Raw genomic sequence first — 13,237 nt, 5'->3', positions numbered from 1 at the left:
AGGATAGCTTATCGGTAGCTAACCGTCCCTCCATCCACATGACCAAGCGTTGCACTTATTATCTGAATTCGCGGTGTTTGAAGATATTTACGGCAACCGCTGGGATCTGTATCAGAACGCATAATGGACAGAATCGTCAACAAAAGGAGCAGGAAGTGGAATACGCCTCAATAGACGAAATCAGGGCAGATATCGATAAACTGGATGCGCAACTGGTGCAGTTAATCACGCAGCGCAGTCTGTGTGTCAAAGCCGCGGCAGGTTTTAAAAAAGATACACAGGCAGTACGTGCGCCAGACCGGGTACAGCAGGTTATCGATAAAGTCACCGCGCATGCCAGAGTAACAGGACTGCCGGAGGAAATTATCGAGAAAGTCTACCGCACGATGATTGATGCCTTTATTGACTATGAACTTAAACAACATCAGCAACTGAAATAAGGCATACCGTAGCCGTGAGATTGCGTGCCTGGGCGAGTGCCGCGGCGGCAAATGCCTGACTGATATTTGTGTTATCTGTCAGGACATTATACTGTTTGCGGGAAAAATAATTAAAGCGGGTATCCCCCGCATTTTCTCTGGCACAATAAGGCTTCTCTGGGTAATGCAAACTAAATACGCTACGTCGTTAATCGCTCTTCACTGGCTGACGCTGTTACTGCTTATTCTGGCTTATGGCACTGTCGAACTGCGCGAATTCGCTCAGCCAGGCAGCTGGCATGGCTATGCAATAGCCATCACGCATATCACGGCCGGTGCAACAGTGCTGGTCACAATGTCGCTGCGCCTGCTGTTGCGCATGCGTAAACGCTCACCGCAAATCGTGCCGAAACCACCAGGCTGGCAAACCGGGCTGGCGCATCTGACGCATACCTGTCTCTACGCGCTGTTTATTGCCATTCCCGCGTCGGCATTGCTGTCACGTTATTACTACGGCGGAGAGTGGAGTCTGTATGGTCTGCCGATGCCACATGCCGATATCGAGAGGCCCGAGATGTGGAAGGGATTTAACCGCTGGCATACCATTCTGGCGCCTCTGGGGTACTGGCTGATTGGTCTCCATGCCGCGGCAGCGTTGATCCATCACTATATCCTGCGCGATAACACATTGCTGCGGATGATGCCTTCGCGCTCGGGCAGAAACATGAAGTCATAGCACCCACGCTATGCACCTTGACAGGTTTTGCCAGATAATGGTTGTATATTACAACCATTATCTGCTGTGACGATCCATCATGCCCGACGCAAATATCATTGAACAAATTCGTGCCTCATCGCGCCTGATGGTGCGTGAGCTGGGCTTTATGAACAGCACACTGGCCGCAACGCAATATTCGCCGTCCGCCGTGCACAGCTTGCTGGAAATTGACAGCAGGCAGGCGGTGACCGCTGCACAACTGGTGCAGGTGCTGGGTCTGGAGAAATCCAGTGTCAGCCGCATGCTGAGCAAACTGATTCAGGCCGGGGAACTGCAGGAAGTCCCGTCGCCACAGGATGCGCGGGTGAAGCAGCTGCAGCTGACTGAGCAGGGAAAGGACAGTGTCGCGAAAATCAATCACTATGCCACTCAGCAGGTGATTCACGCGCTGGAACAACTCAGCGATGCGCAGCAACACACGGTTGCCAGAGGGATCGCGGCTTATGCGCAGGCGCTGAAAACCTGCCGGGATGGCGAGCCGCAGCCTGACAGCAGGCCGTTTACTCTGCACCGCGGTTACCTGCCGGGGATGATCGGCCGCATCGCGGAAATGCACGCCAGCTACTATTCACGGCACTATCACTTCGGCCATTTTTTTGAAAGCAAAGTGGCGACGGGTGTGGCTGAGTTTTCTGCCCGTCTGCAGCAGCCATGCAACGGTATCTGGCTGGTGCTCAGGGCGGGGCGTATTGTCGGCTCAGTCGCCATTGATGGCGAAGATCTTGGGAATAATGAAGCCCATCTGCGCTGGTTTATTCTCGATGATGGCTGCCGTGGCAGCGGTATCGGCAGAGAGCTGCTCAGCGAAGCGCTGGCGTTTTGCGATCGGCAGGGTTTTTCCGCGGTCCAGCTGTGGACCTTCAGCGGACTGGATGCGGCACGGCGTTTGTATGAATCATTCGGTTTTACGTTGACCCAGGAGTGGCAGGGCGAACAGTGGGGCAGTGCGATGCTGGAACAGCAGTTTACCCGCAGGCATCCCTCGTCAGAACGCTGAGATAAATAAACGATGCATTGCGCAGGAGCCTGTGCTATCCATAGGAAATGTATCGTATTTTTGCAGGAGGATGACGAAATGGACATCAGTGAAATACCCGCAGAGTTGCGCCAGAATACGCATTTCCGCTTAATCGCGCCGTCGATGGAACGCACTGATGAGATGCAGTCCGTGCTGAACAGCTTTACCGCCTTACATCATGAATTTCTGTTATGGTCACCAGGCGAGCACTCGGCAGAAAGTGTGCGGGAAAATATGGCTGCGGCGATCGACAATTTCCGTCATGACCGTAATGAGTACAAGTTTCTGATTATCGGCAATCAGGATCAGCGTCTGCTGGGCTGCATCAGTCTGTTTATCCGCAACCCCCGCATCCCATATTATGAAATTGGCTACTGGCTGGCTGCTGACGCCATGGGAAGCGGGGTGATGAGCCGCGCCTGCAAAATGGTACGTAATATCGCCTGTGTTCACTTTAACGCCCTGAGACTTGAGATTCGCGTCGCCGGGCGTAATCAGCGCAGTCAGGCTGTGGCGCTCAAATGTGGTTTTAGTCATGAAGCCACGCTGAAAAATGAGCGTCTCGACAGCTTTGGGCACGTTGATGATACCTGTATTTTCAGTCTCGTTTGAGGATGACTATGAGTGAATTCACTATCAGAAATGCACAGCTGAATGATGTCGATAAGATACTGGCGCTGCATTTTGCTGGCCTGAAAGAGACGCAGTCACTGTCGCTTGATACCAGTCTGGATGCGGATTTATATGACTTTGCCGCACACTACCCGGCTGACCAGGCCCGCTTTCTGCTGGCCGTTTCTGCCAGCGATGAGATTATGGGGATGGGGGCGATTCGAAAAATCGCCGGGCATGAATATGAAATTAAAAGAATGCGGGTCGCCTCCGCGCACCGCAGAAAGGGGATCGCGCAGGCAATTCTTGACCAGCTGTTTGAATTTGTTGCCAATATGCCGGGTGAATCCGCCCTCATTCTTGACACGGCAAAGACCCAATCCGGCGCCCAGCGGCTGTATGAAAAAAACGGTTTTATCAGGTATTCTGAAACGATGATCGGTAATGATATTCCGAGTTTCCTGTACCGAAAAATTATCACACACCCATGACAACAGCCCCGGCACCATGAACGAAGACTGGTTAGACTTTCAGCGTGACGAAGACAGCGGTATTGAAAGTGTGCGGGCGCACTTCAAAGGTCATGCCTATGATCCGCACGACCATGATGAGCTGCTGCTGGGCGTCACGCTGCAGGGATTACAGCGTTTTAACTGCCACCGCACGCTGCATACCAGCAGCCCGGGCCGGGCAATTCTGATTGAACCCGGCGCTGTCCATGATGGCCACTCACCAGAGCAGAGCGGTTTCACCTATGCGATGCTCTACCTGCCGCAGCACTGGTTAGCCACCATGATGCAGCGGCGCGGGCTTGGCGATGTTTCGGCGATTGAAGCAGCGTTTCGCCATACACTCACCGACGATCCACAACTGGTGACCGCTATCGTGCGGGCATTCGATGCTCTGCATTTTGCTGAAGGGAAGCTGGCGCGCGATGAAAGTCTGGATAATCTCACCACGCTGCTGTCACGCCATATTGAGCTGCGTCCCGCTCCTGAGCTGAACGATTCACGCCTGCAGATGAACCGGGTCAGAGATTATCTGCATGATCATCTGGCGCAGGATATCGGCCTCGATGAACTGGCCATCTTCTGTGGTATTGACCGTTTCCGCCTGAGCCGCCAGTTTAAACTGGCGTTTGGCATGGCACCGCACGCTTATCTGGTCAGGCTGCGCCTGCGCACTGCCCGCAAACTGCTGTCACAGGGCGTGACACCGGCACTGGCGGCTTTTCAGACGGGATTCGCTGACCAGAGCCACCTCGGACGCTGGTTCCAGCGTGCTTACCGGCTGTCGCCCGCTGCGTTTCAGAAGCGTTGCACAAACGTTCTAGACTGATCCCACCGCGATTTCCCATCATAGTGAAAGATTTCATTAGTGGGGAAAAGTGACAGATGTTTGAGACTAAAATCGCCTTTATCGTACGTGACGATCTGGCAACCTGGCAGCGGCTGAATGTGGTGGCCTTCCTGGCGACGGGGATTGCCTCTGCTGCACCCGAAATTATGGGGCAGCCATATATTGATGCGGCAGGGCGACACTATGGCAAGATCTCCGGGCAACCGATGCTGATTTTTGCGGCTGATCTTGCCGGTCTGCAGAGCGTGCATCGCAAAGGTATTGAGCGTGAGCTGACGCTGATCCCGTACGTTGAGGCCATGTTTTCCACCGGAAATGATGAGGCCAATCGCGAAGTCTTTCTCGCCGAAGATGCCAGTAATATGAATTTCGTCGGACTGGGGATTCGCGGGCCGAAAAAGGCCGTCGATAAGGTGATAAAAGGGCTGTCGTTGCATAGCTGACACTGACAGCCGCAACCTGAACGGTTAATCCGGCAGTATGCGCCGCCTGTTGCGGCGCATCGCGTTGCCCGAAAGTGCAGGGGAGTAACCTGCCTTATACCGCAGTTTCACGGGACTTAGGCTGCAGCTGATACACCCATGCCGTCATCTGCCGGCCTTCCACCGTCGTGACATTAACCTCGACACGGTCATAGCCATCTTCAAATTCATCCAGCATCGGCCAGTGCGGTTCCAGATTATCTGATAAAAACAGGTAACCTTCGACGCGCGGTCCGTTGCTGTCCAGCACGATGCCCGGAAAATCGGCAGCTGCGCCCCAGCCGCGCTCATAAAAGGTGCCAGTGACATAACCCGCCAGCCATTCGCCACCAATATTTTCCAGAATATGTGCATTAGAGTGGCCCGGACGTAGCGTGCCATAGACAAATAAGCGTTTCATGTTCTCTCTTCAGTCAAAACAGTACCAGGTAAAGCTATGTAAAGCTGGCCGCTGAAGGTTCAGTCATTGCCAGACAAGATGCTATAACGGGAAAATCCTTCAGGCACGCATTTTTCCGTTGATTTAATTAATGAATTTCAAATTTCTCTCCTTGCTCGCAGTGACCAGCGTACTGGCGCTTTCCGGTTGCTCAGGTCATAAGGCCAAACCAGACGTAAAACAAACCGTCGAACGTTCAAACGCCGCGCAACCCGATCTGATCCCCGTCCTGGCGGCATTGCATGACCAGATGCACACCTGGCAGGACACGCCTTATCAGTGGGGTGGCACCCAGCTTTCTGGTGTCGATTGCTCCGGTTTTGTCTGGCGCCCCCTGAAGGACCGCTTTAATCTGCCGGTGGAGAGGCTGACGACACACGAACTGCTGACCATGGGCAAGCCCGTGGCGGAAAATAAACTGCAAACCGGTGATTTGGTGTTTTTCCGCAATGATGGCGGCATGCATGTTGGTTTCTATGATACCAGCCATCACTTTTTCCTTGCCTCGGTCAGTAAAGGGGTGATCCGTTCATCACTGGATAACCCATACTGGCAGAGCGTCTATTATCAGGCGCGTCGCCTGCCTAATGAACTGAACGGGCAGATTACCCTGAACGCCGAAGAACAACATCTGGCAAGAAACAACTGATAGCGTGATTAAAAAGCCCGCCGTGGCGGGCCTGATTTTCAGCAAGATTTAATATGTCTGGAAATAACGCTGAATCAGCTGCGGATTGCGCGTTTCGGTCAGTGCCGTCATTAACAGAATGCGTGCTTTAGCCGGGTTCAGCGAATCGGAAACCAGCCCAGGCTGATCGCTGTCTGGTGACACAATTCCGGCGCCAGTACGTGAGGCACGCACGACAATAATGCCCGCTTTTTCCGCTTTCTTAATACCCGCTTCGCTGCGCTTAGATACCGAACCTGCGCCCATACCCGCATAAATAATGCCATCAGCGTGATGTTCAATCGCGGCATCGTACATATATTCCGGGTCGTCCTGGTAGCCATAAATAATGACCACTTTTGGCAGGGCTTTCACATTACGCACATCGAAAACAGAACCCAGGGTATGGATTTTTTCCACGCGGGTTTCAAAGTGTGGTTCACCACCGACGATGACACCTAAATAACCCTGTTCCGGGGCCTTAAAGGTATCGATGGTGGTGGCATTGGTTTTCGTCATATAACGCGCCGCGCCAATCCGGTCATTAAATACCACCATCACACCACGGCCTTTGGCATCAGGGTCAGCAGCCACGGTGACCGCCTGCAGCAGGTTCATCGGACCATCGGCACTGATTGCCGTTGCCGGGCGCATCGCACCGGTGAACACCACCGGCTTATTGCTTTTTACCGTCAGATTGAGGAAATAGGGCGTTTCATCCAGGGTGTCGGTGCCATGGGTGATCACCACACCATCGACATCATCACGCGCCAGCAGCTCATTCACGCGCTGGGATAATTTAAGAATAATATCGCTGGTCAGGTTATTGCTGCCGACGTTGGCGATCTGCTCACCGTCAACGCGCGCAATCTTGCTTAATTCGGGTACGGCCTGGATCAGCGCATCAACGCCAATAGCGCCTGCTTTATACCCTGTGGTTTGCGTATTGCTTGGCGCGGAACCGGCAATCGTGCCGCCTGTGGCCAGAATCACAACGTGGGGTAATTTATCGGCGGCGAACGCGCAGGAACTGATAAACAGTAATGCGATGCTAAAAAGTGCTTTAAATTTCATGCTATTCCATCTCATCCATTTCCGGTATTGGTGAATGAGTAAAGGCAAGATATATGCCAGAAAAGCGTGGTGCTGTTGCGGCGGGGGATGATCGGCAGCGGCAGGGGAATGACGTGCCAGCAATGGCGCGATTGTGGTGCGCCATTGCACTAACAATGTGATCAAAAGCCCTTGTTTTAGCGGTGAATTCCCCTGATGTTAACGTGATTCACGGATGCCTCGCGGGATCATCATCATGCCTGATATTGCGGCTGACGCAGGCGTGTCATACTCAAGATGATCGCCAGCACGGTTGCGATTGCGGCCAGCCATAATCCCAGCCGTACAGCATGCTCTTCTGCCGCCATAGCGCCGGAATGTGCATAGACGGACAGAATCACGCCAACAAACGCCGCCCCCAGACACTGACCAAACATACGCATAATTGCCAGTACCCCGGAGGCGTAGCCACTCTGTTCACGGGACGCATTTGCCAGCATTTCCCGGTTATTCGGGCTTTGAAACAAGCCGAACCCCATGCCGCATATCAGCCCGCGCAGGCTGATATCCCACATCTGCGCATGATCAGGTAACAGCGCCAGTGAAATCAGCCCCACGGCAAACAGGCACAGACCGATGGTGGAGATCAGCGCCGGACTGTGGCGATCCGCAAGATAATCACACAGCAGATAAGCCATTTTATATGTTTGAGCTGCCGGTAAAAACGCGCGGGATTACGGTATTGCAGCTGTGGCATCCACGATCGGAAGTGGATCCGGCGCATCGCTGGTTACGACAGTTTATGCTGGACGTTTGCCGGCGGCGGGTGCCAGGCAGTGTGGAAATGGAGAAGTAAAGGGCAGGGAAGGATGAATATGGTAAACGAGGCTCTTGAGCAACAGATTGACGAACCTGTCAGCGTTATGATGGATTTTACCTTTGCAGGAATAACAGTCTGACGCCGGAAACGGGTTTGGGTGCGGATTTACGTCTGGAGGATGATCAGGCGTTGGCGATGATGGATGATTTTTTCGACGCTTGATGTTGAACGCAGAAATTGTTCTATCAAAATATCTTATCCGCCAGAAACACAGCTGAGTGGCTTACTCGATCTATTCAGTAAGAGAGAAATATCTGAGGTGTCGGAGTTCACTTATCGGATGCTGATTGAATCAGCCAAAACTGGCCGATGGTTGTACGATTAATGCTGGTTGTGGAAAGTGGCATGGCGAGGTCTCTGGCTAAGCTTTTAAGCCCAGAATCTGCGTATCGCCACCTTGGTGCGCATAATGTATATTATGTTAAATAAGATATCTGAGTTAATTAGCACCTGACCTTTATCCTTTCCCCTCTCTTTCTTGCCATCTCCCGCGAAGCTGGCCTGGCTCTTTTACAACATCGAGCCAGACCTGGTGCCACAAGGACAACCTTACCGACGCCCTTTAATCACTGAAGCTGACCAGTTGAAATCACTGACTTCACTTTCCTTCAATGATTCAGGTTTCTTCTTACGTACCGGCGCTTTCTTCGCTTTGTCCGCCTGAGCTTTCTCTTTCGCCAGTTTTGCCGACATCATTTGTTGTCTGGCTTCCGCAGTAAACTCCTTTTCTTTTTTTGCATCCGGCGCTTTGCCGGTTCGTTGCTGATACTTCTGAACCAGTCCTCTGAAGGTCTCGTCTATCATCTGGCGTTCTTCGTCGTTGAATTGATCGATGGAAATCATTTTCTTATCGTTCATCACATATCGTCCTATGCTGGCTCACGCTTATCTTTCCAGAAGCAAAACGGGTTTATCGTAATTATACGTTTATAACAACGGCCTTCGGTAAAAACCAGCGTTGGCGTGCTCTGGAGTGACGTGAACCTGCTATCCCTCAGCCAGTACAGCCTAAGGGATCGCTAAAACACTCACTAATCGCTTATCCCTACAGCCTGATGCCCTTTTCTCTTCGCCAGCGGATAATAAATAACAGACGTGATAACCAGACTGACAATCCACGAAATATCCGTGCCATCCAGCATTACCGCCAGCGGCCCGGTATACAGTGACTGATTGAGGAACGGTATCTGCACCACAATGCCGGCGATATAACAGCCCAGCGCCACTCCGTTATACGCGCCATAGCGACCGTGAAGATCGAACAGTGCCGGGACATCCACTTTCTCTTTAGAAATCAGATAATAATCCACCAGATTAATGGCGCTCCACGGCACAAATGCCGCCAGCAGTAACAGCACAAAGTTCTTGAAGTAATTCAGAAAATCTTTGCTGGCATACAGCGCAATTATCAGCGACGCGAGGATAAAACCGAGGATATAGCAGGCACGCACCAGTCCTGAGATCTTTCTGCCGTTGTTGAAGGCACTCACGACGGTCAGCGTGGACATAAAGCCGCCATAGGCATTCAGGCAATTGACCGTCAGCTTACCGAGTACAATGACAAAATAGATCACTACCGCCAGCGCCGGTGTGGCAAGTGTGCCCATAAAACCGACCTGATCTTTCAGGAAATTTGCGCCACTGGCGGCAACCAGCACACCAAAAGTCATCGCGATCTGCGCCCCGCTCACGCTGCCCAGCAGCGTTGGCCAGAACACCGACGCTGCGGACGTTTTCGACGGCAGATAACGCGAATAATCCGCAACATAAGGGGCAAAAGTCATCTGCCAGCCCGCTGATAAGGCAATCGCCAGCAACAAAGTGGCAACCGAGAATGGCTTCTGACCAAATGCTGCCGCCACGTCATATTGTGCGAACAGTTTCCATGCCAGATAACAGAAACCCACCATCGCAACGACAGTCGACACTCTTCCAACCAGGTGAATCAGCCGGTAACCAACAATCGCGACAATCGCCGTCAGCACACCGAAGATAACCATGCCGGTTTCTGGCGCGCTAAAGCCGAAGATCAGATTGATAGCCTGACCAGAAAGCACCGTCCCGGTCGCGGCAAAGCCCAGGTACATAATGATCACCAGCACTAATGGCAGTGCCGCACCGCGAATACCAAACTGGGCGCGGCTGGAAATCATTTGCGGCAGTCCCATATTCGGCCCCTGAACCGCGTGCAGCGCCATCACAATCCCGCCGAGAATATTGCCGATCAGCAGGCCAATTATCGCGGTAAGCGCCTCTGCGCCAAAGACTATCGCCAGTGCACCATCGACAACAGCGGTTATCTGCAGATTGGCGCCAAACCATAAGGTGAACTGACTGAAAGGTGAACCGTAACGCTGGTGCTCAGGAACAGGATCGATGGTGTGAGTCTCAATCGTCGCAGGCGCAGCTGGCAGGACATCTGAATGCATTTCAATACCCTTTTCTGTTTTCCATTAATATTCCCGTTTTTGCCGCGCTTTCAGCCTGTCATTATGAATGTCTTATCCTGCATAGACAGGATGGCGGGCGAAAGCGCTGCGACTTAATAATCAGGTTTAATTATAGTCACGTTATTCAACGAGTTACCCTGTTGTTAAGTCTTGTATATACAAGCAAGCTGCGTGCCATTGATTGGAAAGTGAATAACGCATTGATTTAATGTGGAATGCCGGCAAGAGGAGTGGCCGCAGGAAAAACAGGGATGCATCATTTTGTGACAACAGGCACTAAAATGATCCACTAACATGTCGCATAGCGTGCCTGACACTCCGGCAGGCATCACTGCTGCCCCTTTAACACATTGACTTTGCACTGAATAAGAAGAGAATATTTCTATTCACACGACGACCAGATAACACCGGAGCTTATTATCACCCGCTCAGTCCGCTTTACGCCTTTAACCACTGTGATAAAGCCAGCCGCGCTGGTCGCCGCCGCCCTTTTTCTTGCCAGTTGTGCCTCAAAACCACCGAAATCGCTGGTCACCCCACTGCCTCCGGTGGCGAAGCAGCCAGTTGCGGATAAGCCACAGCAGAGTCAGCAGCCGGTACGTGGTATCTGGCTGGCTACCGTGTCGCGCCTCGACTGGCCGCCGGTGACATCGGTTAATGGCAGCCCTGCCGCGACGCGTATCAGCCAGCAGCAGAAGGCGCTGACCGATAAACTCGATAAGCTGCAAAGCCTCGGGATTAATACGGTGTTTTTCCAGGTTAAACCCGATGGCACCGCCCTGTGGCCATCAAAGATTTTGCCGTGGTCCGATATGCTGACCGGGAAAATTGGTGAAGATCCTGGCTACGATCCGCTGCAGTTTATGCTGGATGAAGCTCATAAACGCGGGATGAAAGTGCATGCCTGGTTTAATCCTTACCGCGTCTCGGTAAATACCAAACCGTCGACCGTTGCAGAGTTAAACCGCACGCTGTCACTGCATCCGGCCAGTGTCTTTGTGCTGCATCGCGACTGGGTTCGTACCGCGGGCGAGCGCTTTGTCCTCGACCCGGGCATCCCGGAAGTGCGCGACTGGATTACCAGCATCGTGGCGGAAGTCGTCGCGCGTTATGCGGTTGATGGCGTGCAGTTCGATGACTATTTCTATGCCGAGTCCCCGGCTTCTGCGCTTAACGACAGCCAGACATTCAAACAGTATGGTCAGGGATTCAGCACGAAAGCCGACTGGCGTCGCCACAATACTGAACAGCTGATTACCCAGGTTTCACGCACCATTAAGCAACTGAAACCGGAAGTTGAATTTGGCGTCAGCCCGGCGGGGGTGTGGCGCAATCTGTCACACGATCCGGCGGGTTCCGATACGCGCGGCGCGGCGGCCTATGACGAAGCTTATGCCGATACCCGCCGCTGGGTGCAGCAAGGGTTGCTGGATTATATTGCGCCGCAGATTTACTGGCCTTTCGCCCGTCAGGCAGCGCGCTATGATGTGCTGGCAAACTGGTGGGCGAACGTGGTGAAACCGACTAAAACACGACTGTATATCGGCGTGGCGCTGTATAAAGTCGGTGAACCGGCAAAGAATGAGCCGGACTGGACGGTGAATGGCGGTGTGCCGGAGCTGAAAAAGCAGCTCGATCTGAACGAATCGGTGCCGCAGATCAACGGCACGATTCTGTTTCGCGAAGACTATCTTAACCAGCCACAGACGCAGGAAGCGGTCAGCTATATCAAAGCACGCTGGTCCACAAACGCTCCTGAGAAAACGGCATCACAGTGATGACCACGCGATAGCCGGGCTTAGCGATTCCCCCGCCAGTTCGCCCACGGGTTGTCGGCGGGGAGTTCTTCTTTCGCTGTTTCCGGCATCTCAAGAGAATCCAGATACAACGCTTCCACTTCTGCCCGCGCCCACGGGGTGCGGCGCAGAAACTTAAGGCTGGATTTCACACTCGGATCATTTTTAAAGCAGTTGATATTGATGATTTTGCTCAGTTCAGCCCAGCCAAAACGGGCAACCAGCGCATTGACTTGCATCTCAAGCGTGACGCCGTGCAAAGGATCTTTTGAAAGGTGAGCTGTCATAATAATTCCGCGAATTCCATAGTGTATGCACCACCCATGTGTGACAGTTCTTCTTAACAGAAGCAAAATATCCCGGAGAGCAGCCAATATGTTTGGACTTAAAACCTTTTCCAGTAAAGAGCATTCAGCATTTAACTTCCTGAAAAGTGGCGGTCTGTCGCAAGACCTGAATGCCATCAAAAGCAGCGTTGCCTGGATTGAGTTTCTCCCCGACGGCACCATTCTCAGTGCGAACGATCTGTTTCTGGGTATCACGGCATACAGCCTCGACGAGATTGAAGGGCAACATCACCGCATGTTCTGCAGCCCTGCCTACACGCATTCCGATAGTTACAGCGCATTCTGGCAACGGCTGGCCAGCGGCGAGTCGTTTAGCGGTATTTTCGAACGCTACAACAAAAATAATGAACGCTTTTTCCTCAGCGCCACCTATTTTCCGGTAAAGAACGATCTCGATCAGGTAGTGAAAGTCATCAAACTGGCTACTGATATCACTGAACGTCATGAACAGCTGGAACATAAAGAAGCGGTGATTTCAGCGCTGGACCGTTCTATGGCGGTAATTGAATTCACCCCGGATGGCTATGTGCTCGAGGCGAATGAAAACTTCCTCACACTAATGGGCTATTCGCTGGAACAGATTGCCGGGCAGCATCACCGTGTGTTCTGTTTTGATGAGTTTTATCGTGAGAATCCGGATTTCTGGCGCAAAATTAATAACGGTCAGTCTTTCGTCGGTCGCTTCGATCGCAAAACCGCCAAAGGTGAGCGTATCTGGCTGGAAGCGAGTTATAACCCGGTGATTGGCGCAGATGGCAAAGTGTATAAAGTGATTAAGTTAGCGTCGAATATCACTCAGCGGGTGGAAAATGCCAAACGTATTGCTGATATTGCCGTCACCACCTCTGAGCAAACCTCGCCACCCGCATCTTTGGAGAACACCTTTTTTGTCAGGTAGATACGGCTCTTACGTTCAGCCAGCGTCACGATGGCACCT

General features: G+C 52.5%; 16 protein-coding genes and 2 pseudogenes. 12 read left to right on the top strand and 6 right to left on the bottom strand.

Annotated features, from left to right (window positions below; translation table 11 throughout):
• Positions 1 to 155 precede the first annotated feature (155 nt).
• The 7 genes from ACSZO1_RS18820 to ACSZO1_RS18790 all read left to right on the top strand — a co-directional run bounded on the left by ACSZO1_RS18820 (position 156) and on the right by ACSZO1_RS18790 (position 4,629).
• A complete protein-coding gene (locus tag ACSZO1_RS18820) occupies positions 156 to 440 on the top strand; it encodes a chorismate mutase (protein ID WP_437615361.1) in 285 nt (94 codons plus the stop codon).
• A gap of 163 nt (positions 441 to 603) precedes the next feature.
• Positions 604 to 1,155: a cytochrome b561 gene (gene cybB / locus ACSZO1_RS18815; RefSeq protein WP_437615359.1), complete on the top strand. Its 552-nt coding sequence runs from the start codon at positions 604 to 606 to the stop codon at positions 1,153 to 1,155.
• Between the two features lie 79 nt (positions 1,156 to 1,234).
• On the top strand, positions 1,235 to 2,194 hold the full coding sequence (locus ACSZO1_RS18810; RefSeq protein WP_437615357.1) for a bifunctional helix-turn-helix transcriptional regulator/GNAT family N-acetyltransferase: 960 nt from the start codon (positions 1,235 to 1,237) through the stop codon (positions 2,192 to 2,194).
• Positions 2,195 to 2,272: 78 nt separating this feature from the next.
• Complete coding sequence (locus tag ACSZO1_RS18805; RefSeq protein WP_437615355.1) at positions 2,273 to 2,827, top strand: GNAT family N-acetyltransferase; 555 nt, start codon at positions 2,273 to 2,275, stop codon at positions 2,825 to 2,827.
• A gap of 8 nt (positions 2,828 to 2,835) precedes the next feature.
• Positions 2,836 to 3,318, top strand: coding sequence for a GNAT family N-acetyltransferase (locus ACSZO1_RS18800; RefSeq protein ID WP_437615353.1), 483 nt, complete (start codon positions 2,836 to 2,838; stop codon positions 3,316 to 3,318).
• Between the two features lie 16 nt (positions 3,319 to 3,334).
• Positions 3,335 to 4,165 (top strand): AraC family ligand binding domain-containing protein, encoded by an 831-nt coding sequence (locus ACSZO1_RS18795; RefSeq protein WP_437615365.1) that lies wholly within the window; start codon positions 3,335 to 3,337, stop codon positions 4,163 to 4,165.
• Between the two features lie 56 nt (positions 4,166 to 4,221).
• On the top strand, positions 4,222 to 4,629 hold the full coding sequence (locus tag ACSZO1_RS18790; protein WP_437615351.1) for a DUF2000 family protein: 408 nt from the start codon (positions 4,222 to 4,224) through the stop codon (positions 4,627 to 4,629).
• A gap of 94 nt (positions 4,630 to 4,723) precedes the next feature.
• Here ACSZO1_RS18790 and ACSZO1_RS18785 read toward each other — a convergent pair whose 3' ends face one another.
• A complete protein-coding gene (locus ACSZO1_RS18785) occupies positions 4,724 to 5,068 on the bottom strand; it encodes a gamma-glutamylcyclotransferase family protein (protein ID WP_437615349.1) in 345 nt (114 codons plus the stop codon).
• Positions 5,069 to 5,198: 130 nt separating this feature from the next.
• On the opposite strand from ACSZO1_RS18785, the gene ACSZO1_RS18780 reads away from it, so the two are divergent.
• Positions 5,199 to 5,756 (top strand): NlpC/P60 family protein, encoded by a 558-nt coding sequence (locus ACSZO1_RS18780; RefSeq protein WP_437615347.1) that lies wholly within the window; start codon positions 5,199 to 5,201, stop codon positions 5,754 to 5,756.
• 48 nt (positions 5,757 to 5,804) lie between these two features.
• Here ACSZO1_RS18780 and ACSZO1_RS18775 read toward each other — a convergent pair whose 3' ends face one another.
• Positions 5,805 to 6,848, bottom strand: coding sequence for a type II asparaginase (locus tag ACSZO1_RS18775; RefSeq protein ID WP_437615345.1), 1,044 nt, complete (start codon positions 6,846 to 6,848; stop codon positions 5,805 to 5,807).
• A gap of 233 nt (positions 6,849 to 7,081) precedes the next feature.
• Positions 7,082 to 7,525, bottom strand: a complete 444-nt coding sequence (locus ACSZO1_RS18770) for an MFS transporter (protein WP_437615344.1) — start codon at positions 7,523 to 7,525, stop codon at positions 7,082 to 7,084.
• A 2-nt stretch (positions 7,526 to 7,527) separates the two neighbouring features.
• On the opposite strand from ACSZO1_RS18770, the pseudogene ACSZO1_RS18765 reads away from it, so the two are divergent.
• Positions 7,528 to 7,683 (top strand): annotated as a pseudogene (locus ACSZO1_RS18765) (LysR family transcriptional regulator); the annotation flags it as partial.
• Between the two features lie 166 nt (positions 7,684 to 7,849).
• Positions 7,850 to 8,032, top strand: a complete 183-nt coding sequence (locus ACSZO1_RS18760) for a DUF1493 family protein (protein ID WP_437615342.1) — start codon at positions 7,850 to 7,852, stop codon at positions 8,030 to 8,032.
• A gap of 224 nt (positions 8,033 to 8,256) precedes the next feature.
• Here ACSZO1_RS18760 and ACSZO1_RS18755 read toward each other — a convergent pair whose 3' ends face one another.
• Together ACSZO1_RS18755 and ACSZO1_RS18750 are read right to left on the bottom strand one after the other, a co-directional pair.
• The gene (locus ACSZO1_RS18755; protein ID WP_437615340.1) at positions 8,257 to 8,565 is read right to left on the bottom strand and encodes a hypothetical protein; all 309 of its coding nucleotides are present in this window, start codon (positions 8,563 to 8,565) and stop codon (positions 8,257 to 8,259) included.
• A 173-nt stretch (positions 8,566 to 8,738) separates the two neighbouring features.
• Complete coding sequence (locus ACSZO1_RS18750) at positions 8,739 to 10,136, bottom strand: purine-cytosine permease family protein (protein ID WP_437615338.1); 1,398 nt, start codon at positions 10,134 to 10,136, stop codon at positions 8,739 to 8,741.
• Between the two features lie 440 nt (positions 10,137 to 10,576).
• Here ACSZO1_RS18750 and ACSZO1_RS18745 point away from each other — a divergent pair, with 440 nt between their 5' ends.
• Positions 10,577 to 11,935 (top strand): glycoside hydrolase family 10 protein, encoded by a 1,359-nt coding sequence (locus ACSZO1_RS18745; RefSeq protein WP_437615363.1) that lies wholly within the window; start codon positions 10,577 to 10,579, stop codon positions 11,933 to 11,935.
• Positions 11,936 to 11,955: 20 nt separating this feature from the next.
• Here ACSZO1_RS18745 and ACSZO1_RS18740 read toward each other — a convergent pair whose 3' ends face one another.
• Positions 11,956 to 12,240, bottom strand: a complete 285-nt coding sequence (locus tag ACSZO1_RS18740; RefSeq protein WP_437615336.1) for a VF530 family DNA-binding protein — start codon at positions 12,238 to 12,240, stop codon at positions 11,956 to 11,958.
• An 88-nt stretch (positions 12,241 to 12,328) separates the two neighbouring features.
• On the opposite strand from ACSZO1_RS18740, the pseudogene ACSZO1_RS18735 reads away from it, so the two are divergent.
• Positions 12,329 to 13,159, top strand: a pseudogene (locus ACSZO1_RS18735) (PAS domain-containing protein); the annotation flags it as partial.
• Positions 13,160 to 13,237: the final 78 nt, after the last annotated feature.

Source organism: Erwinia sp. V71 (assembly GCF_965644245.1).
Classification (GTDB): Bacteria; Pseudomonadota; Gammaproteobacteria; order Enterobacterales; family Enterobacteriaceae; genus Erwinia.
The sequence above is the reverse complement of the archived record's forward strand: the minus strand, read 5'-3'. Positions and strand labels throughout refer to the sequence as shown.

Bases quoted from the DNA above. Each gene is read 5' to 3' on its own strand.
- cybB (WP_437615359.1), top strand. From the start codon at position 604: ATGCAAACTAAATACGCTACGTCGTTAATCGCTCTTCACTGGCTGACG.
- ACSZO1_RS18810 (WP_437615357.1), top strand. From the start codon at position 1,235: ATGCCCGACGCAAATATCATTGAACAAATTCGTGCCTCATCGCGCCTG.
- ACSZO1_RS18805 (WP_437615355.1), top strand. From the start codon at position 2,273: ATGGACATCAGTGAAATACCCGCAGAGTTGCGCCAGAATACGCATTTC.
- ACSZO1_RS18800 (WP_437615353.1), top strand. From the start codon at position 2,836: ATGAGTGAATTCACTATCAGAAATGCACAGCTGAATGATGTCGATAAG.
- ACSZO1_RS18795 (WP_437615365.1), top strand. From the start codon at position 3,335: ATGAACGAAGACTGGTTAGACTTTCAGCGTGACGAAGACAGCGGTATT.
- ACSZO1_RS18790 (WP_437615351.1), top strand. From the start codon at position 4,222: ATGTTTGAGACTAAAATCGCCTTTATCGTACGTGACGATCTGGCAACC.
- ACSZO1_RS18785 (WP_437615349.1), bottom strand. From the start codon at position 5,068: ATGAAACGCTTATTTGTCTATGGCACGCTACGTCCGGGCCACTCTAAT.
- ACSZO1_RS18780 (WP_437615347.1), top strand. From the start codon at position 5,199: ATGAATTTCAAATTTCTCTCCTTGCTCGCAGTGACCAGCGTACTGGCG.
- ACSZO1_RS18775 (WP_437615345.1), bottom strand. From the start codon at position 6,848: ATGAAATTTAAAGCACTTTTTAGCATCGCATTACTGTTTATCAGTTCC.
- ACSZO1_RS18770 (WP_437615344.1), bottom strand. From the start codon at position 7,525: ATGGCTTATCTGCTGTGTGATTATCTTGCGGATCGCCACAGTCCGGCG.
- ACSZO1_RS18760 (WP_437615342.1), top strand. From the start codon at position 7,850: ATGATTTTTTCGACGCTTGATGTTGAACGCAGAAATTGTTCTATCAAA.
- ACSZO1_RS18755 (WP_437615340.1), bottom strand. From the start codon at position 8,565: ATGAACGATAAGAAAATGATTTCCATCGATCAATTCAACGACGAAGAA.
- ACSZO1_RS18750 (WP_437615338.1), bottom strand. From the start codon at position 10,136: ATGCATTCAGATGTCCTGCCAGCTGCGCCTGCGACGATTGAGACTCAC.
- ACSZO1_RS18740 (WP_437615336.1), bottom strand. From the start codon at position 12,240: ATGACAGCTCACCTTTCAAAAGATCCTTTGCACGGCGTCACGCTTGAG.